The 25,258-nt window shown below is 44.5% G+C and carries 25 protein-coding genes, 1 pseudogene and 1 riboswitch; of the genes and pseudogenes, 20 read left to right on the top strand and 6 right to left on the bottom strand.

The annotated features are described in order from the left end of the window. Positions 1-217: 217 nt before the first annotated feature. A pseudogene (locus tag DESYODRAFT_RS29440) lies at positions 218-438 on the top strand (DUF1659 domain-containing protein). 300 nt (positions 439-738) lie between these two features. After that, entirely contained in the window at positions 739-1,215 is a 477-nt protein-coding gene (locus DESYODRAFT_RS26095) for a hypothetical protein (protein ID WP_007787635.1), read from the top strand. Positions 1,216-1,218: 3 nt separating this feature from the next. Here the strand turns inward: DESYODRAFT_RS26095 and DESYODRAFT_RS26090 are convergent, their stop codons facing one another. The 3 genes from DESYODRAFT_RS26090 to DESYODRAFT_RS26080 all read right to left on the bottom strand — a co-directional run bounded on the left by DESYODRAFT_RS26090 (position 1,219) and on the right by DESYODRAFT_RS26080 (position 4,621). After that, positions 1,219-1,914: a DUF421 domain-containing protein gene (locus DESYODRAFT_RS26090; protein WP_007787634.1), complete on the bottom strand. Its 696-nt coding sequence runs from the start codon at positions 1,912-1,914 to the stop codon at positions 1,219-1,221. A 149-nt stretch (positions 1,915-2,063) separates the two neighbouring features. Next, a complete protein-coding gene (locus DESYODRAFT_RS26085; protein ID WP_007787633.1) occupies positions 2,064-3,326 on the bottom strand; it encodes an Nramp family divalent metal transporter in 1,263 nt (420 codons plus the stop codon). Further along, positions 3,323-4,621, bottom strand: a complete 1,299-nt coding sequence (locus tag DESYODRAFT_RS26080) for a magnesium transporter (protein ID WP_007787632.1) — start codon at positions 4,619-4,621, stop codon at positions 3,323-3,325. The genes DESYODRAFT_RS26085 and DESYODRAFT_RS26080 overlap by 4 nt, the downstream gene beginning before the upstream one ends. Before the next feature lie 184 nt (positions 4,622-4,805). Next, positions 4,806-4,971: riboswitch (M-box (ykoK) riboswitch) on the bottom strand. Between the two features lie 272 nt (positions 4,972-5,243). Here DESYODRAFT_RS26080 and scfA point away from each other — a divergent pair. From scfA to DESYODRAFT_RS28875, 7 genes are all read left to right on the top strand, one after another. Further along, positions 5,244-5,384: a six-cysteine ranthipeptide SCIFF gene (gene scfA, locus DESYODRAFT_RS27755; RefSeq protein WP_007787631.1), complete on the top strand. Its 141-nt coding sequence runs from the start codon at positions 5,244-5,246 to the stop codon at positions 5,382-5,384. 102 nt (positions 5,385-5,486) lie between these two features. Next, positions 5,487-6,974 (top strand): thioether cross-link-forming SCIFF peptide maturase, encoded by a 1,488-nt coding sequence (scfB, locus tag DESYODRAFT_RS26075; protein ID WP_007787629.1) that lies wholly within the window; start codon positions 5,487-5,489, stop codon positions 6,972-6,974. A gap of 110 nt (positions 6,975-7,084) precedes the next feature. Continuing rightward, a complete protein-coding gene (locus DESYODRAFT_RS26070) occupies positions 7,085-7,750 on the top strand; it encodes a tetratricopeptide repeat protein (RefSeq protein WP_007787628.1) in 666 nt (221 codons plus the stop codon). Positions 7,751-7,831: 81 nt separating this feature from the next. Continuing rightward, positions 7,832-8,641 carry an MBL fold metallo-hydrolase gene (locus DESYODRAFT_RS26065; RefSeq protein WP_007787627.1) on the top strand — a complete coding sequence of 270 codons (810 nt, stop codon included), beginning with the start codon at positions 7,832-7,834 and terminating at the stop codon, positions 8,639-8,641. A 19-nt stretch (positions 8,642-8,660) separates the two neighbouring features. Next, the gene (locus DESYODRAFT_RS26060; RefSeq protein ID WP_007787626.1) at positions 8,661-9,806 is read left to right on the top strand and encodes a S1C family serine protease; all 1,146 of its coding nucleotides are present in this window, start codon (positions 8,661-8,663) and stop codon (positions 9,804-9,806) included. Between the two features lie 173 nt (positions 9,807-9,979). Beyond that, the gene (locus tag DESYODRAFT_RS26055) at positions 9,980-11,635 is read left to right on the top strand and encodes a glutamine--tRNA ligase/YqeY domain fusion protein (protein WP_007787625.1); all 1,656 of its coding nucleotides are present in this window, start codon (positions 9,980-9,982) and stop codon (positions 11,633-11,635) included. Between the two features lie 155 nt (positions 11,636-11,790). Next, positions 11,791-11,952 carry a hypothetical protein gene (locus tag DESYODRAFT_RS28875; protein WP_007787624.1) on the top strand — a complete coding sequence of 54 codons (162 nt, stop codon included), beginning with the start codon at positions 11,791-11,793 and terminating at the stop codon, positions 11,950-11,952. A 331-nt stretch (positions 11,953-12,283) separates the two neighbouring features. Here DESYODRAFT_RS28875 and DESYODRAFT_RS26050 read toward each other — a convergent pair whose 3' ends face one another. Continuing rightward, complete coding sequence (locus tag DESYODRAFT_RS26050) at positions 12,284-13,369, bottom strand: putative NPN-dependent ornithine cyclodeaminase (protein WP_007787623.1); 1,086 nt, start codon at positions 13,367-13,369, stop codon at positions 12,284-12,286. Between the two features lie 317 nt (positions 13,370-13,686). Between DESYODRAFT_RS26050 and DESYODRAFT_RS26045 the strand changes: the two genes are divergently transcribed. Beyond that, positions 13,687-14,361 carry a C40 family peptidase gene (locus tag DESYODRAFT_RS26045; protein ID WP_007787622.1) on the top strand — a complete coding sequence of 225 codons (675 nt, stop codon included), beginning with the start codon at positions 13,687-13,689 and terminating at the stop codon, positions 14,359-14,361. A gap of 108 nt (positions 14,362-14,469) precedes the next feature. Here DESYODRAFT_RS26045 and ybaK read toward each other — a convergent pair whose 3' ends face one another. Continuing rightward, on the bottom strand, positions 14,470-14,946 hold the full coding sequence (gene ybaK, locus DESYODRAFT_RS26040; protein ID WP_007787621.1) for a Cys-tRNA(Pro) deacylase: 477 nt from the start codon (positions 14,944-14,946) through the stop codon (positions 14,470-14,472). A 184-nt stretch (positions 14,947-15,130) separates the two neighbouring features. On the opposite strand from ybaK, the gene DESYODRAFT_RS26035 reads away from it, so the two are divergent. After that, a complete protein-coding gene (locus DESYODRAFT_RS26035) occupies positions 15,131-16,270 on the top strand; it encodes an MGDG synthase family glycosyltransferase (protein ID WP_007787620.1) in 1,140 nt (379 codons plus the stop codon). A 197-nt stretch (positions 16,271-16,467) separates the two neighbouring features. On the opposite strand, the gene DESYODRAFT_RS26030 is transcribed toward DESYODRAFT_RS26035, so the two are convergent. After that, positions 16,468-17,343, bottom strand: a complete 876-nt coding sequence (locus tag DESYODRAFT_RS26030; protein WP_007787619.1) for a radical SAM protein — start codon at positions 17,341-17,343, stop codon at positions 16,468-16,470. A 251-nt stretch (positions 17,344-17,594) separates the two neighbouring features. On the opposite strand from DESYODRAFT_RS26030, the gene DESYODRAFT_RS26025 reads away from it, so the two are divergent. The 9 genes from DESYODRAFT_RS26025 (at position 17,595) to argS (ending at position 25,173) form a co-directional block, all read left to right on the top strand. Continuing rightward, on the top strand, positions 17,595-18,176 hold the full coding sequence (locus tag DESYODRAFT_RS26025; RefSeq protein ID WP_007787618.1) for a DUF1836 domain-containing protein: 582 nt from the start codon (positions 17,595-17,597) through the stop codon (positions 18,174-18,176). A 36-nt stretch (positions 18,177-18,212) separates the two neighbouring features. After that, entirely contained in the window at positions 18,213-18,695 is a 483-nt protein-coding gene (locus tag DESYODRAFT_RS26020; protein WP_007787616.1) for an NfeD family protein, read from the top strand. 35 nt (positions 18,696-18,730) lie between these two features. Beyond that, positions 18,731-19,726 (top strand): flotillin-like protein FloA, encoded by a 996-nt coding sequence (floA, locus tag DESYODRAFT_RS26015; protein ID WP_007787614.1) that lies wholly within the window; start codon positions 18,731-18,733, stop codon positions 19,724-19,726. An 8-nt stretch (positions 19,727-19,734) separates the two neighbouring features. Continuing rightward, positions 19,735-20,253 carry a hypothetical protein gene (locus DESYODRAFT_RS26010; RefSeq protein ID WP_007787613.1) on the top strand — a complete coding sequence of 173 codons (519 nt, stop codon included), beginning with the start codon at positions 19,735-19,737 and terminating at the stop codon, positions 20,251-20,253. Between the two features lie 210 nt (positions 20,254-20,463). Next, positions 20,464-20,595, top strand: a complete 132-nt coding sequence (locus DESYODRAFT_RS29680) for a hypothetical protein (protein WP_282433043.1) — start codon at positions 20,464-20,466, stop codon at positions 20,593-20,595. A 217-nt stretch (positions 20,596-20,812) separates the two neighbouring features. Then, on the top strand, positions 20,813-21,505 hold the full coding sequence (gene sleB, locus DESYODRAFT_RS26000) for a spore cortex-lytic enzyme (RefSeq protein ID WP_007787612.1): 693 nt from the start codon (positions 20,813-20,815) through the stop codon (positions 21,503-21,505). Between the two features lie 10 nt (positions 21,506-21,515). Continuing rightward, positions 21,516-22,877: a PepSY1/2 domain-containing protein gene (locus DESYODRAFT_RS25995; protein ID WP_007787611.1), complete on the top strand. Its 1,362-nt coding sequence runs from the start codon at positions 21,516-21,518 to the stop codon at positions 22,875-22,877. 179 nt (positions 22,878-23,056) lie between these two features. Beyond that, entirely contained in the window at positions 23,057-23,494 is a 438-nt protein-coding gene (locus DESYODRAFT_RS25990) for a YwiB family protein (protein WP_007787610.1), read from the top strand. Further along, positions 23,491-25,173, top strand: coding sequence for an arginine--tRNA ligase (gene argS, locus DESYODRAFT_RS25985; RefSeq protein WP_007787609.1), 1,683 nt, complete (start codon positions 23,491-23,493; stop codon positions 25,171-25,173). Before DESYODRAFT_RS25990 ends, argS begins: the two co-directional genes overlap by 4 nt. Positions 25,174-25,258: the final 85 nt, after the last annotated feature.

Genomic DNA, 25,258 nt, shown 5'->3' with positions numbered 1-25,258 from the left:
TTCAAGCCCTCACTTGTGACAAAAATAAGGGCAAGACCGTAAAGAGTATATCACACTTTGCGGTCTTGCCCTTATTTTGTCACAAGTATCCCGGACAAGGGTAACCCCTGCCGGACAAGGTGCATAAGATGAAAAGACCGGCCAAAGGCTTGGTCAGGTAAAATCCAAAACAAGGAAATTATTAAAGTTTATCATTTCGTTAGGGGCGGAAATCGGGATGATTGTCCGTTATCAGACCGGTATGGCCAACGGTTTCCCGGTTATCCGTCAAAAGGCGTTTTCGGGCTGAAAATGGGCATTTCTGATGAGAATCTCAATTTGCTGGAATATCCGTTGGTATCCATGACTTGGAATAACCGCTTTGACCTGACTGGCAAACGAGATATCAAAATCACGGATTCAACAACAACCGATTTGTATGATCCGCCCCTGTATTAAGACCCGCCGGACGGGAAATGCACCGCCTGCCGATGGCCGTTGATTTTTTGCGGCCCGGCTCCGACCATGGCAGTTCAAATTCGGAATCGATTCCGAATTTGAACAGAGATCAGACGGCGATCCTCCCCACTCTCGAACAGGCATTAACAACATTTGAACGAAGTGGAATCATAAAGTCTATATTTCGGACAGTCAACGAACGATTAAGAAAAAATCCGGGGATTATCCATAGAAATGGAATAAATTATTAGCTCAACGGAAAAATAATTGAGTGAATAATTTATAGAAGAAGGTGATACGGTGGCATTTGATCTGAATTTTATATTTTGGCCGGGTTTAGCCATTGCGTTTGGTATTCCGACATTAATATTTATCCCCAGAGAAAACTATAAGAAGTTCTTATTATTTGGATTTGTTCTAGGTGGGTTTATTGATGTATTTACAATTATTATTTTAGGAAATTTTCTTGGAGAATTTACTTACATTGCCGGCCCGCTTGAAGCGTTTGGGATACCTGTTTTTGTGCCGATAGCCTTTACATTTGTTTGGATGCTTTTTTTCTTTTTCTTACCCGTTAGAGTGGAGTTTCTAATCCCTTACATATTAGGATTTTCCGGGTTTGCAGTAATGCTTGGCTTTATAGAACAAAATCTGGGATTTTTTAAATTCAATCACGGTGATACTCGTGGAGCGATAGTCACAATCATAACATTTATCCTCTGGTTTGCAGGCTCTGCATTAGTTTATCGAAGTTACGACAACAAACTTCCTGAGTAGGACTTAACGGCCATTGTTTAACTGATTTTTTTCTATAACATATAAACCGTCTTCCTCTCTCCATTCAGCATAGAAAATGTTATCTGGATTATCATGCCCTTGCTGTTTTAGCTCAGCCTCAAGCCAAGCCGTGCTTTTGTTGATATTCAGCAAGGCTTGGTTGATTATTTTTCCATCACTGATAAGAAGCTCAGGCAGGGACTTTTTAGTGACAGCAATATTGAGATCTTTAAGTGTAGGGGTATCGAATTCAGGTTTCCGCAAAACGGTTAAAGACCCATTGGGTTCGAGTATAGCGTACTCAACTTCTCGAACGGAGAAAATATCCTTATCCCTTAATAAGGTTAAAAGCTCATTAATATTCGTACGATTTTTTTTAAGCTCTTGGCGGTTAATGACCCCTTTTTGAATGACTAAGGAAGGTTTGCCTTCGAAAAGATTTCTTAATGTAATGGACTTTTGTCCCACGACCTGTATGGCAAAGATCAGGAGGCCCCAAACAGCGATGGCAAATAGAATTTTCGTGACTCCCGTGTCATCATCATAGATGGCATTACCTAGAAGCTCACCCATAATTAAGGCTGAGATAAAGTCAAAAGCCGTAAGCTGGGTAATTTGAGTTTTACCTAAAATCCTGGTCATAAATAATAAACTAAAAAATCCTATAACAAGTTCTAATGCTAATTGCCCTAAACCCATATTAATTCACTCCTTAGTTTACGTCTTTAGGTAGAGTAAACGTTATTCTAAGGAATATACATATGAATTTAGTTTAAGAAGGGAAAAGGGACAAGGTTGGCCGGAAAGAATCCTATTAAAAAAACAAGCTGCCGAAGCAGCTTGTCATTTTAAAATTCTAATAACTCCAAAAAGCTGGTAATAAACTCGGGGAATAACGTTGATAGAAGCAAAAGCAGAGAAAGCAGCACTAAGATCAAGGTAAATGTCCAGGATATAATATTAAAAAACTTGCTATTAGCGTAGTCTCCCATAATACTTTTCTTACTGGCGATCAGGACCATGAAGATGAGAATCGGGGGCAAAAGAATGCCATTAACGACTTGAGTTGTCAACATGACGTGGTATAAGGATAAACCCGGCCATAAAACGATCGCCGCCCCTAAGACGATCAGAACCGTATATAAGCTGAAGAAGACAGGGGCCTCTTTATGGGATTTACTGATTCCATGTTCAAAGCCAAAGGCTTCACAAACAGCATAGGCAGTACTCAGCGGCAGTACAAAAGCCGCCAGCATAGATGCCCCAAGCAATCCAAAGCCAAAAAGCAAACTGGCATACTCGCCAGCCAAAGGTTTTAGGGCGAGGGCAACATCCTTGGCAGTTTCAATGGGAATATTATTCTCAAAAAGCGTAGCCGCAGTGGACACAATAATAAAGAAGGCAATGAACCCGGTAAAAAATGTTCCGATCAGAACATCCCAGCGTGTGTAGCGATAATCCTGGGCTGTGATCCCCTTATCCACGACGGAAGACTGAACATAGAACTGTCCCCAAGGAGTAATGGTCGTTCCAATCACGCCGACCACCATTAGCAGAAAGGCAGGGGTACCCAAAAGGGTGGGCGTAATGGATTCTACGAAGACATGAGGCCAGGGGGGTTTGACCATAATGCCCGAAATGACATAACTAAAGAAGGTCAAGCAGAGGAACAACAGAATTTTCTCCATTTTGGCATAGTCGGTCTTGATAACAAGCCACCAGATAATAAAAGCCATGATTGGAACGGATATATATTTACTCACACCAAAAATTTCAAAACTAGTGGCTATCCCGGAAAATTCCGAGGCAGTTGTCCCCAGGTTGGCTATCAGGAGGACACTCATTGCAAAAAATGCCCATTTCACTCCATAATTTTCCCGTATTAAGTCGGAGAGTCCCCGGCCGGTAACGGCTCCTGTACGAGCGGAGATTTCTTGGGCTATGGCCAGAAGTACAGTGCTGATAAGCATGGTAAAGATAAGTGAATAGCCATATTTAGCGCCTGCAGCGGCGTAAGTTGCAATTCCGCCGGCATCATTATCCGCAAAGGCGGTGACCATTCCTGGCCCCATGATGGCAAAAAACAAGGTGAAACGTGCTTTTAGGTTCATTCACCATGCCCTCCTTTCGCTTGGCGTCGGCGGGCAATCAAGGTGGAGTAAATTTCCACACGAGGACGATCCGGCATCAATAATTCCAAGACATCATCCACTGTGATGATCCCTAAGATCTGATCCTCGGAATTCACGACAGGCACAGCCAGTAATCCATATTTATGGATCAGATCGGCGACTTTTTGGTGGTCGTCATAGGGAGAGATCTTCACTATTTTGGTGTGCATTAAGTCTTTTAAGGTAGTTTCAGGAGAAGCAATAATTAGTTCCCGCAGAGACAGGACCCCTTCCAGGGTTTCTTGTTCGTCCACTACGTAAAGATAATAGATAGTTTCAGCTTCCGGAGCCAAGCGTCTCAATTCATTGATAGCCTGTTCAGCAGTAATCCAAATGGGTAAGCCGATATATTCAGTTGTCATAAGAGAACCGGCGGTGTTTTCTTCATACTGCATTAACTCCCGAACATCTTCTGCATCGTCCGATTCCATCAAGCTTAGAAGTTCTTCGGATTTTTCTGAGGATAATTCGCTCAAAATATCTGCGGCTTCATCGGGGGGCATCTCTTCTAAGATATCAGAGGCCCGCTCCTCATCCATTTGAGTAATCACTTCAACCTGAGTATCTAATTCCATCTCAGCCAGGGCATCGATTGCTTGTTGGGAATCCAGCACATTAAGGAAATCCGCCCGCTGCTTATAGTCCATGTCTTCAATAAGATCTGCAATATCTGCGGGATGAAGCTGACGAAGCTGTTCTTTTTCCCTGGTGAGCTGAAGGGCTGAGGTTCGATTTTCGAGAGGTTTGATATACTGGCTGCCCACAAACTTATTCTCGATTCGGCTTAAGAGAAATTCAACCCCCAAGCGGCGGAATAAGCCTCGTACACCAATATCAACTGCCAGCAGAACCATATAGTTCTGCTGTTCATGAGACACCCAAGATAACGAAATATCATTCACCCGTACCAATCTTGAGCCTTCTAAATCAATGATCTGTTTATCTAATAGCCATTTGCCGATAAATGTTTCATCCTCCTGAAGAGGGCATGTAAGCCGGGGATCAAAGGTGATATTCAGACGCATGTCATTTTGATCCCAAGAAGAGACTAATTTAATGGGAATTAAGTCGTGAATCCCTTTGGTATATCGAATTCCTGTAACATGAGGGGAGACACCATCCCAACGTATAGCCAGGTCCAGCAAGCGGCCAATTCGACGGCCTTCTGCATCCCGAATAGGCTTATTCAGCAATTGACTGAAATAAAATTCTCCCAGAACTTTTAAGTCCTCCATTTAATTTCCTCCTCTCACGACGGAGTCTGGCACCTTTTGTCCCATTGACTCAGTCCGGTATAAATAATAGAACGACACGAATGATAAGGGCCAGAATCCATAAACTCACCTCCTAGTTTCCGAATGGAATTCGGGAAAATAAAAAGACCTCTACGGCAAAATAGAAGGTCTGCAAACAAAAGTTTGACCTCCCTACTCGTTGAGCTTTAGCACTGCATGGCGTAGAGTATTCTCAGCCACCTTAAGTAAAACCTTATGTCGGCAATACCTGTTCTACCCAATTGGCGTCTCTCGACATTTCTGGGCAGTGGCCTATGTCTATGCAGGAGCCTCACCTAACAGAGATTTATTTAGACACTTTATTATATGTATAATCTAGTAAATTCGTCAACATTTTATACAAATAATTGATGCTTTCTGGAGAGGGAGTTAGATAGGCAGCATTTTCTTAATCAATCTGCTTGCTTGTGCAACGATTTAAGGGGTTAGGGAATTATTTAAGATAAAATGTACTCAGAAAGTGCTATTTGCTGAAGGTTGGGCTTTGCCTTTCTTCTTGTCTCTGTGTTATAATCGAGAATGAAATTAGAAGACGTGATAGTTTCGAGAGGAGGGTGTTTGAATGGCAAAACACATTCAGACAATTGTTAAAGCAAATCTAAGTGCTACCGTGAAAACCGGTGGGTGTGGCAAGTGCCAGACCTCTTGTCAGTCTGCTTGTAAGACGTCGTGCACAGTTGGAAACCAAGTGTGTGTTAAATAAGTCAGCCGGCTTAATTTCAACATAGGATCTCAGAACCCACCCCAAAATACGGGGCGGGTTCTGTTTCTGTTTACTAAGAAAAAGAGAGGATCTGGAGTGTGAATGTTAGATTTATTGTATTTTGAGAACTATCCCTTAAAGAAAAATGTCCATAGTTACTGTCAAGGAGATCGCTTGATCGCTCATGATGTAAATTCCGGATCCTTACATGTTCTGGATGAGGGGACCTTTAATGTTCTCAAGAGCATTGAAGAATTGCAGGAGTTATCGGGGAGTCTTAGTGTAGCGGGACTTAGCCGGGTTCTTAGGCAAGCAGGCAAAACAGTAAAGGAAGAAGAACTCACTGAGATTTTAGAAGAACTGGAGGAACTCCGTAAGGAAGGAACCCTTTTTTCGGCGGAGGCGGAAGGCGTGCTCCCTGTTTATCCCGCTAAGCCGATTGTTAAGGCTATTTGCCTTCATGTGGCTCATGACTGCAATCTGCGCTGTGAGTATTGCTTTGCGGGAACAGGTGCTTTTGGCGGAAGCAGAACGATGATGGATTTGGAGACAGGTAAAAAGGGGATCGACTTTGTTTTAGAATCATCGGGACATAGGAACCATTGTGAAGTCGATTTCTTCGGAGGTGAACCCCTGCTCAATTTTGGGCTGGTTAAGGCCCTGGTGGAATACGGCAGAAAGGCAGGGGCAGAGCGGGGTAAAACCATTAAATTCACGCTGACGACCAATGGAGTATTGCTGACTGATAAAATTCAGGAATTTCTCGAACAAGAGGATATAAGCGTTGTTTTGAGCTTGGATGGCCGCCCGGAAGTACACGATCGGATGAGGCCTTATGCAGATGGCCGGGGGAGTTATGCCAAAGTTACGCCGCTGATTAAGCAATTCGCAGCGAAACGGCCGGAAAGCTCAGCCTATGCGCTGGGAACCTATTACTATGTGCGGGGGACCTATACCCATTTTAATTTGGATTTTGATCAGGATGTTTTGCATATGGCGGATTTAGGAATCAAACAAATTTCCGTGGAGCCCGTCGTAGCAGGTCCTGAGGCTGCTTATGCCTTTCAAGAGGGAGATCTGGATAAACTAGGTGAAGCCTACGATCGTCTTGGCGAGGAGCTGTTATTACGCCGTGCCCAAGGACGGGAGTTTAACTTCTTCCATTTTAACGTTGCTTTGGATCAGGGCCCCTGCATGGTCAAACGACTTTCGGGATGTGGAGCCGGTCATGAGTATGTGGCAATTTCCCCCGAGGGGGATCTATACCCCTGTCACCAGTTTGTGGGGCAGGAGATCTACAAACTTGGTTCACTCTATGACGAAAACCCGCTTCAATTAAAGGAAGACCTGGTTAAGGACTTTCGTTCCGCCCATGTCTACGCTAAGCCGTCCTGCCGGGAGTGTTGGGCACGCTTTGTCTGCAGCGGAGGATGTCATGCAGCCAATGTTTCCTTTACTCAGAACCTGACAGAGGTTTATACCTTGGGATGTGAGCTTCAGAAAAAGCGTTTGGAAGTCGCACTTTATGTAAAGATTAAAGAACTTCAAGACAATCTTGAGCCGGCGCCTGTTCAGGATATCCGCTGTTAGCACACCCATTCCCGCTGGGAGAAGTCATACATTAAATATTTGAGGTTGGACGGGTTGAGAAGACATGGTACAATGTTATTTGGGATTAAATGGGCAAGGGGGAGAACTGTTTGAATAAACGATCACAAAGAATTTTTGCGGGTGTACTTGCTGTTCTTGTTAGTATTGCTATGGTTGGTTCGGCATTTATCGGTTATTTTATTGGCGGGGATACACCGTCTGCCAACCCAGGTGCTTATAATACTGCCCAGGCTGAAGCAGAATACCAAGACCAGAAGCAGCGTATAGATGCCATGGTTCAGCAAGCTAAAGTAGACCCTGACAATGTACAATTACAAACTGCCCTTGGAAATGAATACTATGATGCTGCAATAAAAGCTCAAGTTGCAGCGCCCGGTGAGATGCAAGATAACTTCAAAAAAGCGGTTGAGGCCTACCAACAGGTTTTGAAAACAAATAAAGATCCGAATATCATGGTGGATATGGCGACATCTGCTTTTTACAGCGGAGATTATGATTTAGCGGAAAAGAGCTATAATGAGGCCATAGCCCTTCAGCCTGATTTCATAAATGCACTGTTCAACTATGGTATTTTCCTTTCCCAAGCCAAGCAGGATTGGGCCGGGGCTCTTAATCAGTGGCAAAAGGCTCTGCCCTTGGCCCGGAATGATCAAGAAAAAGAGGAGATCCAAGCCATGATTAATATGGCTCAAAGTCAGCTCCAAGCTAAAACCACAGACGGTGTGTCAAATCCTAATTTACAGAAGGGCGAGTGAGGCAGGGCATTTTAGCAGGATGCTGCTTCTCTTCAATGTTTATTGAATCGCTTAAATGCTGCCGGAAGGGAGGGAATATAATTGCATTTTACAACCTTGGCGAGCGGAAGTTCCGGAAATGCAATTCTTGTTGGGGAAGATAACCGGCATCTGCTTGTGGATTGCGGAATTAGCGGGAAGAGTTTATTACATAACCTTTCCCAGGTTAACCTATTGTGTTCGGAAATTGAAGGAATTGTAGTTACCCATGAACATGTGGATCATATTCGTGGAGTAGGGATACTGGCCAGGAAGTTAAAAATACCAATTTACGCTACTGCGGGGCTTTGGAAGGTTATGAGTCCTTCCTTGGGAAAGCTTGCAGAAAATCAACGTATAGAAGTTCGGGAGTCTTTTTCTTGTGCAGGCCTTAATGTTTTGCTCTATCCTACCTCTCACGATAGTCGTGAAAGCTACGGACTAAAGGTTTCACGTCCCAAGCAAAAGGATAAGAGGGACTTGGCAATCGGAATTGCCACTGACAGCGGTATGATCACTGAAGAAATGCACCGGCATTTGCAAGGGTGTGATGCCCTTGTCGTAGAGGCTAATTATGATAAAGACCGCTTGCAGAATGGGCCGTATCCAGCCTATCTAAAACGACGGATCAGCGGAAACTACGGGCATTTGGATAATAAACAGCTGGCAGAAGGACTCCTTGAGTGGATTAACGAAAATACTCAACGGGTCATGCTGGCCCATCTAAGTGAGGAAAACAATACTCCGGAAATCGCTTTGTCTACGGTTTTGGGTATCCTTAGAAACTCGAAGAGAGCTAAAAAGTACTCTGATGTCCATGTACATGTTGCTCCGCGTCATTCACCGCATGAATTGATGATGTTAATGGAATAATAGGCAGAGGAGGTTAGTTATGGACTACTATAAAGATAATAATTATTCACGGAGAGGGCACGGTTTTTTTTCGACCATTGTAATAGCTTTAATTAGTGCCGTGCTGGGTGGAATCGTTGCCGTGGCATTAGTTCCATCAGTGTACGGGAACAAGCAAGTGACCTCTGCAAACCAAGTCGTTTTAAATGAAGGACCAACGACCCAGGCTATCGAAACAGACGGAGTCAATTTCCCGGTAACTCAAATTGCTAAAGTCACTGGACCGGCAGTTGTCGGAATTGCTAACTTTCAATCACGGGGGGCCTTTTTCGGAGGAAGCAGTTTTGCTGAAGTGGGAAGTGGCTCAGGTTTTATTATTGATGCTAAAAATGGCTACATTGTCACCAATAATCATGTGATTGCCGGAGCAGAAAAACTGATTGTGAGTCTGGCTGATGGCCGCAATCTTGATGCAAAACTTGTGGGCGGTGATGAACGTACTGATTTAGCCGTGGTTCAGATTGCAGATACCAAAGATCTTGTAGCGACCCAACTGGGAGATTCTTCAAAACTCCAAGTCGGTGAACCGGTAGTAGCTATCGGAAATCCCGGCGGACAGGAATTTGCCCGCTCTGTGACGACAGGCGTTGTATCTGCAACCAATCGTATCTTGAATATTCCGGGAGAAGCAAGCTTTAATCTCATTCAAACAGATGCTGCTATAAACCCTGGAAACAGCGGAGGCCCGCTTGTCAATTACCAAGGTCAGGTGATTGGGATAAATTCCGCCAAGAATCAGGAACCTGGATTTGAAGGAATGGGTTTTGCTATCCCGATTTCAGATGCTTTACCAACCATTAAACAATTGATTGAGAAAGGATATGCCAGTCATCCCGGACTTAATGTTCAAATCGATCCCCGCTATACGGCCGAATATGCCAGTCAGCGAGGATGGCCGGAAGGAGCCTATATTTCTAAGGTCACTCCGGGCGGTCCGGCAGAAAAAGCAGGAATTCGGACCGGGGATGTTTTGACAAAGATTAATGGTATAGCAATCAAGAATTCTTTGGAATTAACCCATCAGTTATTGAAATATAAGCCGGGAGATACGGTTACAGTCACGATTTACCGGGATAACAAGGCTATAGATGTTTCATTAGTACTTACGGAAATTAAGTCACAATAACCAACAAACTTGGCAGGCCTGTAACTTAGCGGTTAAGCATACTAAGTTACAGGCTTTTTAGTATAAACCATATTTTTGGGGCTGAAGTTGAACTCTGACCATGAATGAAGTATTATTGAGGGTAAAGATAAAATTGGCAGAAACAGGATTATCTAGCGAGAAAGGTTGATACGATGGAAAACAAGTCCACCTCAAATTTTCTTAAGAATATTGTTAATGAGGATCTAAAAGCCGGTAACGTAGATCAGATTATCACACGGTTCCCACCGGAACCCAATGGTTATTTACATATTGGACATGCCAAATCGATTATTTTAAATTTTGAATTGGCGGACGAATTCAAAGGCAAGACCCACCTGCGCTTTGATGATACGAATCCCACCAAAGAGGACACAGAATATGTAGAATCCATCAAGGAAGATGTAGCGTGGCTGGGATATGAATGGGATAACTTATTTTTTGCCTCAGATTACTTTGAGGAAATGTATAAGCGTGCCATTTTGCTGATCAAAAAAGGCAAGGCTTATGTTTGTGATTTAACGGCTGAGGAAATCAGGAAAATGCGGGGCTCTCTGACAGAGGCGGGACAAAAAAGCCCGTACCGCGATCGGTCGGTTGAAGAAAACTTAGAGTTGTTTGAGCGTATGCGTCAAGGGGAATTCAAAGACGGACAAAAGGTCTTGCGCGCTAAGATAGATATGGCTTCTCCCAACATTAATATGCGGGACCCTGTCCTTTACAGGATTGCGCATGCCAACCACCATAATACGGGGGATAAGTGGTGTATTTACCCCATGTATGATTTTGCCCATCCCTTAGAGGATGCCATAGAAGGAATCACTCATTCGATTTGTACGTTGGAGTTTGAGGATCATCGTCCCTTATATGATTGGGTTGTCCGGGAATGTGAAATGGAGAAGGTTCCTCATCAATATGAATTTGCCCGCTTAAACATTACGAATACGGTGATGAGTAAGCGGAAGCTAAAGCAATTGGTTGACGAAAAGGTCGTAGACGGTTGGGATGACCCCCGGATGCCTACGATCTCGGGACTTCGGCGCAGGGGGTATACAGCAGAGGCGATTCGAAACTTTGCCCGGGAAATCGGAGTGGCTAAAGCAGATAGTGTTGTTGATAGCAAGATGCTCGAACATTTTATCCGGGAAGACTTAAAACTTAAGGCACCGAGGACCATGGCGGTGCTTGAGCCCCTTAAGGTGGTTATTACAAATTACCCCGAAGGTCAGACAGAGATGCTGGAGGCTGAAAATAATCCGGAAAATCCCGAGATGGGTTCCCGGCTAATTCCTTTTTCACGTGAAATTTATATTGAGCAAGATGATTTTATGGAGAATCCGCCGGCCAAGTACCATAGGCTTTTCGTGGGTAATGAAGTCCGGCTGAAAAACGCTTATTTTATTAAATGCAATGATATTATTAAAGATGAGGGCGGAAACGTCATTGAACTTCACTGTACCTATGATCCGGAGACGAAGAGCGGATCAGGGTTCACGGGGCGGAAAGTCAAAGGGACGATTCATTGGCTGGAGGCCTCCCAAGCAGTATCTGCGGAGTTCCGATTATATGAACCCTTAATTTTGGATCAGGATAAGGATGATGAGACCTCCTTTCTGGATAACATAAATTCCAAGTCTTTAGAGATCGTACAGGGTTTCGTTGAGCCAAATATGAAAGACGCCAAGCCCCAGGATAAGTTTCAATTCTTTAGACATGGGTACTTTAATGTTGATCCTTTGAGTTCAGAACAAGGCAAGCTTATTTTTAATAGAATTGTATCATTGAAGAGTTCGTTTCAGTTGCCGAAATAATTCGTTCGGCTAAGCCTGAGCATTGAGCTTCGGGCGGGGGGACTGTTTAATTAAACAAAGAATTCTCCGGCTGAACGCTGGGGAATTCTTTGTTTACGGTAATGAGTTTTTTCGTTCCTTCGGGAATACTAGAAGAAATTTCTAGGGGGTATGGTATGCAAAACGAAGGAATTGAAGGAGTTGCGCCTACTCAGGGTCAAATCAATGAGAATGGGAGCGACAATAACGAAGGTTTGACGAGCCGGCTGGATGATTCTATCGGGCTTAGTGAAAAGAAACTAAGAAATTCTGAGATAAAAGAGCTAACCTTTTCTTAAGAAGTCCTAAGTTCGGAGACCTAGCGAATAGGAATAGAGGCTGAATGGAATTCAGCCTCTACTCCTATTTATATTGGATGTTAGATATTATGGTCGGTTAACCATTGAATAACTGTCGCGGCAGTTTTCTCGTACTATCAGACTCCCATGCCGCTGTGCGGCACCACTGATGAATGGAAATAGGTCCCTCGTGTTGGGCATCTTCTCCCACATCCTGTAAGAAAAGCTAATTCGTGCGAAGACAGTGTCTCGTGGGCAGCGCCAGCCAAGTTTTCTTTATCGGAGCAGTAGGAATCAAGGGAGGATCAGCTCAGGAGGAAGTGTTTCCTGATTAAACTAAATTATTTTTTAGATGAACCAGGAAATCCTGAACATTGGTTACCAGAGTAGTTACTTCTAAGGAGCCCCTATCCCTAAGCTTGTTGACAGCAAATTCCGCAATGTCGATGCAGTAAATATAGACGGGTCGAATAGTCCCATTTTTTTGAATGTATGACGGGGTCATATTTCCTGCGGCAATGGTATGAAGCTGTGTGGCAAGACAGATGAGTGTTGTCGCTTTACGAGTGTGTTTGCGCATTTCATCTTGAGCTTGATAAACATCAGGGATGACCGGGGGAAGGGGGCCGTCGTCCCGAATTGAGCCGGCAAGGATTAAAGGAACCTTATTTTTAATGCTGGAATACACAATTCCATCCTGAATAGATTCTTTTTCTATAAGGGTCTTTAGAGAGCCCGCTTCCCGGGCTTTGTTAATCAGGTCCAGGTGATGATAATGCGCATTAGGCGGAGATTGTTGGTTATAGGTATTTTGGCCTAAGGCAGTTCCAAACAAAGCAGCTTCTAAATCATGAGTTGCCATAGCATTACCGGCCAGGATCGCATGAGCATACCCCTCGGAAATCAGGGCGGAGAGTGCCTGCCTGGAATCATAGTCAAAGACAACAGCCGGGCCTAAGACCCAGACGATATAGCCGTTATCTCTTTCATAGTTTAAGAGCTCATAAAGTTCGTTATAGTCCTTAGAGTAAGCGGTCTCTCTGGAGCGGCCGGAACGAAAAGCAAACAGATCAGAATTAGGATCATGCGAACGAAAGCCATTGGCATAGACATAGATTCCCTCATGGCCGTCTTCTGTCCGGCCGACGATTACCTGATCACTAACCTGGAGATTTCTAAATTCAACAACCTGAATAGTACCGTCTGTTCTTAAGACAGGGACTCCGTCCATCCGGCTTTCGCTTGCTAAAATCCATTCACCATTAAGTTTAAAGTACTCCGGATAAATGGAAAGGCCATGATAGTTCTGGGGTGCCACCCCTTCCTTTTCTACCACAACAATTTGGGCATTTGGTGCGGATCGAAAGGGTTCTTGTTCAAAATCAGGGTGCTTATAGCTTGGTAATTGAAAGGCCATCCAGCGTCCTCCTTAAAGGTTTTTTTTATTCTGCCCAAATAAACGAAATAAAGTAGTCCTTTTAGAAGTTCACTTAAGGATAGTGTGACAAAGGGGACGTGGTTGCCGGCACATTGATCAATCTGCCGGCAACCACGTCCCCTTGTTACGCCCTGGAATGTAAATAAGTTGAAAAGCTGCTACATTTTAATGATAGACACCTGTCCCGGACTATTGAATAATAGAGGCAGGGGACAGGTCTGTCATATTACAGGGCTGGGACTTATGAGAGAAAGCGAACATCTCGAACATCTAAAATGAATACGAGGAGGAAAAGAATGAAAAACAAAGTTATGCTTGCCCTTGTTTTAATTTGTTTCATGCTTTCTTTTACTGCCATCGCCCAGGCATCACTTGGAGATAGTTTGCTGAAGGTTGGTTCAAGAGGAACGGATGTTGTAGAGCTGCAGACAAAACTTAATAATTTGGGCTACAACGTTGGAAAAGCCGATGGAATCTTTGGTCCCATGACCAAAGAAGGTGTCATGAATTTTCAAAAAGCACATAGCTTGGCCGTTGACGGAATCGTTGGTCCTATGACAGTAAAGTCCCTGAATAATGCTTACTTACCAAAACAGCCCCAGGCAAAGGTTACAAACATTATAAGCACCGCAAAAAAGTATCTTGGGGTTCGGTATCAATGGGGAGGGTCTACACCTCAAACTGGTTTTGACTGTTCCGGATTTGTTGCTTATGTATTCCAACAAAATGGGATAACCCTGCCGAGGGTCTCGCGTGATCAATACACGGTAGGAACAAAGGTTTCATTTGATAATCTTCAACCTGGAGATTTAGTGTTTTTCTCGTTTGCTGGAAACGGGGTTGTGGATCATGATGGGATCTATCTGGGCGGAGGAGAATTCATTAATGCTTCGTCATCTAAAGGAGTTACCATCTATTCGTTGGGACCATACTGGAAATCTGTTTATGTTGGGGCTAAACGAGTCATTTAAGTTGATTTGTAAAGTAAATTTTTAATAAACCCTTAATACATAGAAAAAAATTTATTGTTTGGGGTGCCGGTGGGCACCCTTTTTCTGTGCGTCAGGCAGGCACCCCTGTCATTCTGTTGAGATATTTCCCAGTTTTGCCTTGGTCACATTGATTAAATCCTGGGGATTTAATAAGAGCTGAAGCCCGCGTAAACCTGCGCTGACTGAAACTTTTTCTAGTTTTGTTAGGGCAGAATCCATGAAAACCGGATAGTTTTTCTTCATTCCGATGGGAGATACACCGCCTCGGATATAGCCGGTCAGCGGTTGAACTTCCTTAAGAGGGACAACCTCAACTTTTTTATTGCCGCTAAGTGCAGCTAATCCTTTGAGATAGAGCTCATGATCTCCTTGGATACAAGCGACGATGACCCCTGTTTTGTCACCGCGGGCTACTAAGGTTTTGTAGACTTGTTCTATGTTCAGGCCAACCTTTTGAGCAGCAGTAACGGCGGATAAATCAGATTCATCGAACGCGTATTCTTTTAATTCATAGGGTATTCTACTCTTATCTAAAATACGTGCCGCGTTTGTTTTATGAGACATTCATGTATACTCCTTCTAAGCTTATAAAGGCTGTTGTTTCGGGGTAGTTCGGATGGAAATAGCTAATTATCCGCTTTCCTTTTAAGAAGGATATCCCTATAATAGAATTTATAACCTTCTAACTTGTCCTGATTTGGTTTTTAATGGGTATTTATTATAAGGCTGAAAGGGGGATGTAACAGCTTTGAAACAATTAAAGGTTCTCGTATTCTCCGCATCGTTTGGGAATGGACATTTGCGGGCGGCTGAAGCCGTTATTGAGGGGATACGAATTCAGGAACCTTCCGCTAAAATTATACACCTTGATTTTGGGGATTTTTTGAATAAAACGATTAATACAATGATTAAAAATATTTATGGAGAAATTATTAATCATATCCCCAAACTCTGGGGGAGATTTTATTATAAAACATCGATGGTTCAGCCACAATCAGTGAGCCAGCGTTTTTTGAATAAATTAGGCAGAAATGAATTTCTTAAATACATTCGAGAGCTTGAGCCGGATTTTATTGTCTGTACTTATCCCACGGTTTCTTCCGTCTTAGCCCAATTAAGATATGAAAAGCTTCTGCAGGTTCCTGTGATCACGGTCATTACGGATTATACGCTACACAGTCATTGGGTGCATCCTAGTGTTGATCTCTATATTGTGGCTTGTTCAGAGGTCAGGGATAGTTTATTAGCCTGGGGAATTGAGAGTTCACGTATAAATGTGACAGGGATACCGGTAAGCTTAAAATTCGAAGAAAAAATTGAGCGGGAGGACATCCTGGCTGAATTAGGTCTAAAATTGGATCGTCCTACTTTTTTAGTAATGGGAGGGTCATATGGAGTTTTAAAAAGTGCCAATAGGATTTGCAAAAAGTTGGCAGATTCCTCTGTCCCGGTTCAGGCAATTATTGTATGTGGCAAAAACAAAAATTTATATCATTCTCTAAACGCCGTAATCTCCCAGGCGCGTAACCCGATTAAACGGTTAAACTATGTTCATAATGTGGAGGAATTAATGACGGCTTCTGACCTGATTATTACTAAGGCGGGTGGGTTAACGGTTTCTGAGGCCTTGACCAAGCAGCTGCCGCTGATTATTTACAAACCAATACCTGGTCAGGAAGAGGAAAATGCTCACTATGTTCAAAAGATTGGCGCAGGGATCGTCGCCGAAACCGAAGCGGAATTAGGCCGGCTTATAAACTATTTTTTAAGGAATCCTGAGGAAGTCGAGAAAATGCGAAGGAAAGCAGTCGGCGCTTTGCCAGGCCATTCTACGGAACGTGCTGTGGAAGGGATGTTTAGATTGGTCAATAGAAGAAGGCTTGGCTAGAGTATCAGGGTATCCGGAAAGGTTGTCCAGGTGTAAGCCCCAACCATTCAAAGGGTTTCAAATTAGTTAAGTCATAATGGATCCATTGAATGGGGAGAGTAAGGCTGTAATATACGCTGAAGAAGTTATAAAACATAAAAGCAAAAGCAAAAATTGAGTTGATCAATTTTTGTTTTTTGTTTTCTCAGTCCGCAGTTCTAGAGCCCCCTCCAATAATCCGGGCGAAGACGCTCTGTGGCTTGATCGTTTATCACACTATCAAGTGTTTGCAAAATATGATCGCGGTCTTGGGGAAGGGTTGCCCGCAGCGGCAAGTAATTAGAGGCATGGTTGCTCCTAAACACGCAGTGGGATACATTAAGCGCTCCGAGGAGGGTCCGAAGCTCGGTTAAGGATTCGAAGGGAGTAAGGAGCTGGAAAGTACCTTTTTCAATGGCTTTAGCCAAGGGTGCCTGCGGCTCTATCATTAAGGTTAAAGCCCCTAAGTATTCAGGGTCTATCTCACTGATAACCTTAGCGGTATCAAGGGCATGCTCATGTGAGCGGGCTTTTCCTCCCAGTCCAAGAATAACAGTGCATGATAGAATCAGACCGCTGGCTTTAGCCTTTTGCCCGGCTTCTACCATTTGCTGAGCAGTAACCCCTTTGCAAATCGATTTCAAAATGTCTTCGTTGCCGCTTTCGACGCCCAAATAAACAATTTGAAGACCGTGGGCTTTTAATTCTGATAATTCCTGGGGGGTCTTAGCAAGAATGTCTTTTGGGCCTCCGTAAATTCCAACCCGTTTAAGACGGGGAAATTTTTCATAAAGTTGATCAAGTATCTCAATTAATAGTGGAGTATCAACCGCGAGCGCGTCTCCATCCGCTAAAAAAATTCGCTCTGCATCCGAGTCTTGGGCTTGGGCTAGATCGATAATCTCCTTAATTTCTGCGCGGGTTTTAATCCGAAAGGATTTGTCCTTGTACATCGAACAGAATGTACAAGCGTTGTGCCGGCATCCGACAGTGATCTGTAAAATAAAACTTTTCGCCTCACTTGGCGGGCGATAAATAGTTCCTTCATAAAACATAGTTTCTCAACTCCTAACTAGTTTAGTATTAAAATCTCTTTCTACAAAGATGAGGTGAGTACCTGCCGATTTTCAGGGGATTAAAACTTTATTTTAGAATCGAATTAATCACCAAAAATCTAATTAATGATCTTGACATGTGATCATGATAATCATATAATATATTTAAGGAAGTTGATTATCAATCAATCGGCAGAATTAAGGCAGAATAATTAATCTCAACCTAAGACAAACATAAGTAGGTGAAATTTGTGTCAAAGCACTTTGAAGCTATTCGCAAGGTATTAAATAACTTTGAGCCTAAGCAAAAGGCACTGCCTTATTTAGAATTGGATACGATGATGCTCGCCCAGGTTGTTGAAGTTGCTAAGCGTGTCAGTCAGAACGATATTAATCCCACTCAAGTACAGAATTGGGTTAGACGTAAGTATCTTCCCCACCCTCTGAAGAAAAAATATAATCGTGAACAAGTAGCCAATGTTTTGCTGATCAATGATTTGCGCAATATCCTGTCTCTGGAAGAGGTTTCCCATTTACTAGGATATGTTAATGAAAATCTTTTAGACACCTCAGATGACCGTATTAATCCGACCAAGCTTTATCGATACTATAGTGAAATTTTTGATTGGTCTCAGATGGACTGGGAGAAATCTCTCCAGGAATTAGAGAAAGAAGTGGAAGAACTACTTGCCGGCGAGGAGATGATTGAGGAGGACAAAGAAAAAGTCGCGACCACCCTGGTTATTCTAAATTTATTGGCAAGAGCCAATTTATATAAACAAATTGCTAAGCGGTGGTTAAATAACCTGGGTTCCAAAAACGAAACCATATAAATAGAATGCTTAGCTTAAAGGAAGGAGGAGATGGCAGTGTCACAGGGCATTATTGTCGCATTAATTTTGGTAGGAGTTGCTCTGTTGGCGATTGAGGTGTTCGTCATCCCTGGTTTTGGAGTTAGCGGCATACTTGGGATGGCCGCCTTAATTACAGGAATCTTTCTAGTGACAGATTCATTATTAGAAGGATTAATTTTTACAGCCGGGGCCATAACTGTCTTAGGGTTTATCATCTACCTGAGTTTTCGCTTACCCAGGACACGGCGCATATGGAAAAAGTTCTCTTTAAGCACACGCCAAACATCTAATGAGGGATATGTCGCTCCTAAACCCCAATACGAAATGTATTTGGGACAAGTCGGCATAGCTCTTACACAATTACGTCCGGCTGGAACCGGCGATTTTAACGGTGTGCATTTGGATGTCGTAACGGAAGGAGGATTTATCGGAATCGGAACCTCAATCAGAATCATTGGGGTTGAAGGGACCCGGATCATTGTTAGGGAAGAAAAGTAATAAGGAGGTGAAGCTCGGTTTCGGCCGGGCAAACTATGAGTCCATTATTTGTAACGCTTGCTCTGTTTTTTTTAGGTATAGTCTTCTTAAGTGTACTTCTCACCTTTATTCCTGTAGGGCTTTGGATATCGGCCTTAGCCGCAGGGGTTAATGTAGGGATCTTTACCTTAGTTGGTATGAGATTACGTCGGGTAGTTCCATCGAAAATCGTAAATCCTTTGATTAAAGCCCATAAAGCAGGATTGTCAATTACAACCAATCAACTTGAAGCCCACTATCTGGCGGGCGGAAATGTTGATAGAGTGGTCAATGCCTTAATTGCAGCAGAACGTGCAGCGATTCCGCTTCAGTTTGAACGGGCGGCGGCTATCGACCTGGCAGGCCGGGACGTCCTGGAAGCCGTTCAAATGTCTGTTAACCCAAAGGTTATTGAAACTCCTACTGTTTCCGCTGTGGCGCAAAATGGAATTGAGCTGAAAGTAAGCGCCAAGGTGACAGTGCGGGCTAATATTGACCGGCTTGTGGGTGGTGCCGGTGAAGAAACGATTATTGCCCGTGTTGGGGAAGGAATTGTAACAAGTATTGGATCTTCGTCCTCACATAAAGATGTCTTAGAGAAGCCGGATTCAATTTCTCGTACAGTTTTAGATAAAGGGCTGGATGCGGGGACTGCATTTGAAATCTTATCCATTGATATTGCGGATGTAGAAGTCGGCAAAAACATTGGTGCAGAGCTGCAAATGGACCAAGCTGAAGCTGATAAACGTATTGCCCAGGCTAAGGCAGAAGAGCGTCGTGCGATGGCCGTTGCTAAAGAACAAGAAATGAGAGCATCGGTAGAAGAGATGCGGGCAAAGGTTGTCGAAGCGGAAGCCGAAGTTCCCAGAGCTATGGCTCAAGCCTTGCGTGAAGGCAAGCTGGGGGTTATGGATTATTACAACATGCAAAATATAATATCGGATACTGAGATGAGGGGAAACATTGCTCAGACGGGTAAAGTGAAACCTGAAAATGATAGTCAGAAGAAGTAGGTGAGGTCATGACATCCTTCACAGTTGTAATCATCATTTGGGTGATTTATCAGTTGGTCCTCTCCCTTCTGAAGAAGGATAATCGAAAGCCGGCCGGGAAATTCCCCGATCCGCCTAAATCGCCGGATGGCCGCTCAATCAGAGAGGTTTGGCAGGAAGCGTCCCGGGGGTCTTGGCGCGAACAGATGCAGCAGGCCTTGAAAGAGGCCTCCCGACAAGCGGAAGAGTGGACTGCCTATGCGGAACCTTCGAAAGCAGACGAAGCCGAGAATCGTCCGAAGGATCCTATGCAAACGGAAGGGATACTTGACAGCGGGGGAATTCAAGGGGCCGGGATTACTCAAGGAAGTAAAGGAACAAGTGCCGGTGAAGAGATGCCCGGTATAGATACAATGCCCAGAGGTGCTCAGGTCCCGAGCACTCCCTGTTTTTCTCTGAGAGATACTGATCTTGTTCAGGGGGTCATCTGGTCGGAAATTCTAGGGAAACCAAGGGCCCTGCGTCCTTTCAGAGGTCCTCGGTCCTAAATCAAAAAGTTTGTACAAATAATTGCCATGGGGTTTAACCCTGTGGCTTTTTAATTTCTGCGATCAGATCCCCATGCTGCATTTTTCATCATCTGATGGTGCTGCGGCGGCAGCATGGCAGGCTACTCTGAAAAATTAAAGACCCGAAAGACATGCAGAAAAATCCCCAGACCCGTAAGCAGGGCAGCTTCGTCCACAGAAGCGAACCCATTGCATGGAGAGGCGGTAAAAGCCCACAAGACAGTGCGGGGAAACGGAGCCACGGGTTCACATCAGGTATTACCCGGAGGTTTGGCGGAGTCCCGCACCGGCGAGTGGGCGAGCCTCGGAGTGCTGCGGTGAGCGGATGTGGACGAAGCCGCCCGACCCGGGAGTACTCTACTCCCGTTTTCATCCTCTGCTGGTGCCGCCTTAGCGGCATGGCAGACTAAGGCAGGCCGGACTTTCCGGGGCCCGCGGACCCGGCACCGGGAAAGTTTTCTTTAAATTAGGGGGATGTTGGATAATTTCTTCGAACTTTTGCCACACTAAAGACTATTAAATAAAGTGAGGTGAGGGTATGAAAGTACACATCAAACCGTGGGGGATGGTTATCGCCATCGGATTAGCACTAAGCATCGCTCTGTCCGGGTTTGCCTATGCGGCTTTAGGGGATCGTTTGCTGGGCAGAGGGAGTAAGGGGTCTGAAGTCACTGAGCTGCAAAAGAGACTAGTCCAGTTAGGTTACGTCGTGGGAACGGTTGACGGAAAGTACGGATCAAAAACCGAGGCGGCCGTTAAACGCTTTCAAAAGGAACACGGGCTAAGAGTGGATGGATTGGCCGGAGCCCAGACCGTCAAAGAATTAAAGCGCCTGACAGGGCAGAGTACCAATGCTTCAGGCAAGGCAGTCGGGTACAAAAACATTGATACCAATCTCTTAGCCCGAGCGGTCAATGCTGAGGCCAGAGGAGAACCCTATATTGGGCAAGTTGCCGTAGCTGCAGTCATCCTGAACCGGATTTCGGACCCGGCATTTCCCAAAACAGTTGCCGATATCATTTATCAGCCAAGGGCCTTTTCCAGTGTGGATGATGGTCAAATCAATTTACCCCCATCAGCATCTGCGATTCGAGCCGCTCAAGAAGCCATCAATGGGTCCGACCCTTCCGGCGGAGCACTCTTCTTTTTTAATCCAGCCAAAACATCCAATAAGTATATTTGGTCAAGACCACAGATAAAACAGATCGGAAATCATATGTTTACAAAATAGGGGGTAAAGCATGCACAGAAAATTTTGGATCGGTGCTTTAGCATTAGCCTTGTTAATAGCCTTGGGTTGGGGATGGAATGAATATCGTTTGGCGGGGGAATATCGTCTTGCCGCAGAAAATAATAATCGCCGGGCCTTAAACGATTTTGCCAGTCATCTTGATCAGCTGGAGACGGATATGGCCAAAGGGAATGTTGCCGGTAATCCGTCCCAAAAGGTTCTTTACCTGAGCCAAGTCTCAAGCGGCAGTGACGCAGCACTTAAGGATTTTGCTCAAATTCCCGCCCAGCAGGCAGGGCTTAGTTATGTTGGTCAGTTTTTAACACAATCCGGGGATTTTGCCCGGACGTTAGCCCAGAGAATTGCCGGAGGCGGGACGATTTCCGCCGAAGAAGAAAAGACGCTCAATGATATGCATGAACGTCTTATGCCGGTCAACCTAAAGGTTCAGGATTTAGTCGTCAGAATGGATACAGAAAACTTAGTTTGGACGGACCCTGATCCAACCTTAAGGCAACGGCTCGGTTTAGGAACCCAAGTTGCTGAAGCGGCCGCTGACGGGTCGGAGGCGCCTTCTAAATCCGTTCGTTCCGGACTGGACCAGTTGGATGCCAGTTTGCAAAAGCTTCCCCCCTTTTCGTATACAGGGGAGTACTCTTCCCGTGTTGTGGATAAGCCATTAGGGCTTCCGACCGGGGATGTAACGCGAGATCAGGCCTTAGAAAAGGCCCGGGACTTTTTGAATAAAGTCGGTTACTCTGATGCAGCCCCGGAATTTGGGGGGGAGTCTCAAGGCGCACTGGGCGGGTATATCTGGAAATTTAAAGATGCTTATTTGGAAGTGAGCCGTCAAGGCGGCGTGATTACGCTGTATCGGGATCAACGCGGGATTGAGCCCCGGACTATAAATATTGATGAAGCCGCTAACAAAGCCCGGGAGGCTTTACAAAGGTTAGGCTGGCAATTAGTGATAACTTCAAGTGAAGAGTTCGGTGCCTATGTACAGCTTGATGCTGTTGTGGAAAAGGACGGGGTAAGGATTTACCCGGATAAAGTTCGCTTAATGATCGCTTTAGATAATGGCCAGCTGATTGGATTAGATGCCTCACCCTATTATGCCTTCCATCACACACGGAATTTCCCTGCGAAAATAACTATGGATCAAGCCCTGCGCAAGCTGCGGCCGAATTTTGAGGTCCTCGAAAGACGCTTGGCAGTCATTGCTAAAAGCGGAAATCAAGAAGTTTATTGTTATGAGTTCAAAGGGCGGTATCAGGGAGAAGAATATCTCGTCTACCTGAATGCAGCAACAGGTGCAGAAGAAAAGATTCAAAGAATTATTAAAACGCCCCAGGGTGAATATCTTAAGTAACCTTGGAAACTAAGCGAGAGGGGAGTTGCCCTCTCGCACTTAATATTCTTAGAGTAATTTTATTCAGCATAATAAAGGATTTCATTAAATTAGCGAGAATAGGCATTTATGCACTTATACATCTATATTAAATTCAAAAACACTGTGAGTTCATAACTTCCCTTGAAAGGAGTAACCTATTGCAAAAGAATGTAACCATCGAACTTATTGGTAAACAGAACTATCCGGAAGGGCATGACGATCAGCAAGAATTGCTTGTCTCCGGCAAACTTTACAAAAGCAGCGGGGTTTTCTATATTTATTATAAAGAAGCCGGAACTAAAACGACCGACCTCGGAGAAGTGACAACGCTTCTGACAATTGAAGGAGAAATAATTACCCTAACCCGTAAAGGTGCCGTAAATGTAAAGCAAGAATTTAAGGTGGGAGTGCTTAATCGAAGTAAGTACACTACTTGTTATGGTGATATTTTGATGAGTATTATGCCCCGCCGGGTAGAGTCTGACTTGACAGGCAGTGGGGGACGTATTAGTCTAGAATATGACCTTTTTGTCGATGATAAATTGGTAAGCTATAATGTTCTGTCGCTAAACGTAAAGGAGGATATCCCCCAATGAGTCTCTACGAGAATATAAAGACCATGATTACCGACCGGTTAATAGAAGCTGCGAATGATGCCAAAGCGGCGGGAGAGTTAAATTTTGAGGAATTGCCGGGTTTTGTTTTGGAAGAACCGAGGGAAAAGCAACGCGGGGATTTGGCCACAAATCTGGCAATGGTGCTGGCCAAACAAGCAAAACGTTCCCCTCGTGATATAGCTGCTGCACTTATAAAACACCTGAAAACCAGCCAGACATGGATAGAATCCTCTGAGATTGCCGGGGCAGGGTTTATTAACTTTCGCCTGAATCCCGCCTGGCTGACAGGGGTTATTGATGAGGTATTGAAGGCTGGTGACCGTTACGGTCAAGTGGATATCGGAAAGGGCCAGAAGGTTCAAGTAGAGTTTGTCAGCGCCAATCCTACAGGGCTTCTGCATATGGGTAATGCCCGGGGTGCTGCCTTGGGTGATAGTTTGGCTTCCTTGTTATCAGCTGCAGGGTATGAAGTTACCCGGGAATTTTATATTAATGACGCCGGGAACCAGATTCATAATTTCGGCTTGTCTCTGGAAGCGAGGTATCTACAGCAGCTGGGTCAGGATGTTCCCTTCCCTGAAGGGGGATATCATGGTCAGGACTTGATTGACACCGTAAAAGGGCTCATTGACAAAGTCGGAGATAAGTATCTTTCCGTTGAACCCGGGTTAAGGCGGGAATTTCTTGTCCGGTATGCCTTAGATGAAAAAATGCGGAATATCCGGGAAACCCTCCATGATTTCGGAGTGGAATATGATGTTTGGTTTAGCGAACAATCCCTCCATGATTCTGGAGCTGTTCGTTCAAGTATGGAAGAACTGGAGAAAAAAGGGTATATTTACGAAAAGGAAGGTGCCCATTGGCTTAAATCCACTCAATTTGGAGATGAGAAAGATGAGGTAGTGATCAGAAGCAACGGATCTCCAACCTATTTTGCGGCGGATATTGCCTACCATCGTGATAAATTTGAGCGTGGATTTAACCGGGTTATTAATATTTGGGGAGCGGACCATCATGGACATGTCGCCCGCATGAAAGGAGCCATGTCTGCTTTAGGGTATGATTCAGATAATCTGCAAATTATCCTGATGCAGCTTGTGCGTCTTATCCAAAATGGTGAGGTTGTGAAAATGTCCAAACGTTCCGGTCAGTACATCACCTTACGGGAATTGATGGACGAAGTAGGAAAAGATGCCGCCCGGTTCTTCTTTAATCTGCGGGACCCGGATTCGACCGTGGAATTTGATATGGACCTGGCAAAATCCCAATCTTCGGATAATCCTGTCTACTATGTCCAGTATGCCCATGCCCGTTTATGCAGTATTTTACGGCAGGCTGAAGACTTAGGCGACCTTGAAACACCCATATCCGAAGAGGATCTAAAACGCCTGGACAGCAGCGAAGAACGGGACTTACTCAAGAAAATGGCCGACTTGCCCAGTGAAATCATAGTGGCGGCACGTCTCATGGAACCCCATCGCTTAGCCCGTTATGTGCTGGACCTGGCGGGGCTTTTCCATACCTTTTATAATAGCCAGCGGGTTCTTGTTGACGATCAGGGACTGCGCAGGGCCCGGCTCAATTTAGTTCGGGCTGTGAAACAAATCGTTGCCAATGTCTTAAGTATCCTGGGTGTATCAGCCCCGGAAAGAATGTAAAATTTACAATGTTTAAACTTACGACAAGCAGGAAATATTTAGGGGTGGGCCGAATATAGTGATATTCAAAATGACGAAGGGCGGT

Origin of the sequence: Desulfosporosinus youngiae DSM 17734 (genome assembly GCF_000244895.1) — a bacterium.
In the GTDB taxonomy this organism is placed as follows: domain Bacteria; phylum Bacillota; class Desulfitobacteriia; order Desulfitobacteriales; family Desulfitobacteriaceae; genus Desulfosporosinus; species Desulfosporosinus youngiae.
Note: the sequence above shows the minus strand (reverse complement) of the source record. Positions and strands in the feature narration are given on the sequence as shown.

Bases quoted from the DNA above. Each gene is read 5' to 3' on its own strand.
- DESYODRAFT_RS26090 (WP_007787634.1), bottom strand. From the start codon at position 1,914: ATGGGTTTAGGGCAATTAGCATTAGAACTTGTTATAGGATTTTTTAGT.
- DESYODRAFT_RS26085 (WP_007787633.1), bottom strand. From the start codon at position 3,326: ATGAACCTAAAAGCACGTTTCACCTTGTTTTTTGCCATCATGGGGCCA.
- DESYODRAFT_RS26080 (WP_007787632.1), bottom strand. From the start codon at position 4,621: ATGGAGGACTTAAAAGTTCTGGGAGAATTTTATTTCAGTCAATTGCTG.
- scfA (WP_007787631.1), top strand. From the start codon at position 5,244: ATGGCAAAACACATTCAGACAATTGTTAAAGCAAATCTAAGTGCTACC.
- scfB (WP_007787629.1), top strand. From the start codon at position 5,487: ATGTTAGATTTATTGTATTTTGAGAACTATCCCTTAAAGAAAAATGTC.
- DESYODRAFT_RS26060 (WP_007787626.1), top strand. From the start codon at position 8,661: ATGGACTACTATAAAGATAATAATTATTCACGGAGAGGGCACGGTTTT.
- DESYODRAFT_RS26055 (WP_007787625.1), top strand. From the start codon at position 9,980: ATGGAAAACAAGTCCACCTCAAATTTTCTTAAGAATATTGTTAATGAG.
- DESYODRAFT_RS28875 (WP_007787624.1), top strand. From the start codon at position 11,791: ATGCAAAACGAAGGAATTGAAGGAGTTGCGCCTACTCAGGGTCAAATC.
- DESYODRAFT_RS26050 (WP_007787623.1), bottom strand. From the start codon at position 13,369: ATGGCCTTTCAATTACCAAGCTATAAGCACCCTGATTTTGAACAAGAA.
- DESYODRAFT_RS26045 (WP_007787622.1), top strand. From the start codon at position 13,687: ATGAAAAACAAAGTTATGCTTGCCCTTGTTTTAATTTGTTTCATGCTT.
- ybaK (WP_007787621.1), bottom strand. From the start codon at position 14,946: ATGTCTCATAAAACAAACGCGGCACGTATTTTAGATAAGAGTAGAATA.
- DESYODRAFT_RS26030 (WP_007787619.1), bottom strand. From the start codon at position 17,343: ATGTTTTATGAAGGAACTATTTATCGCCCGCCAAGTGAGGCGAAAAGT.
- floA (WP_007787614.1), top strand. From the start codon at position 18,731: ATGAGTCCATTATTTGTAACGCTTGCTCTGTTTTTTTTAGGTATAGTC.
- DESYODRAFT_RS26010 (WP_007787613.1), top strand. From the start codon at position 19,735: ATGACATCCTTCACAGTTGTAATCATCATTTGGGTGATTTATCAGTTG.
- sleB (WP_007787612.1), top strand. From the start codon at position 20,813: ATGAAAGTACACATCAAACCGTGGGGGATGGTTATCGCCATCGGATTA.
- DESYODRAFT_RS25995 (WP_007787611.1), top strand. From the start codon at position 21,516: ATGCACAGAAAATTTTGGATCGGTGCTTTAGCATTAGCCTTGTTAATA.
- argS (WP_007787609.1), top strand. From the start codon at position 23,491: ATGAGTCTCTACGAGAATATAAAGACCATGATTACCGACCGGTTAATA.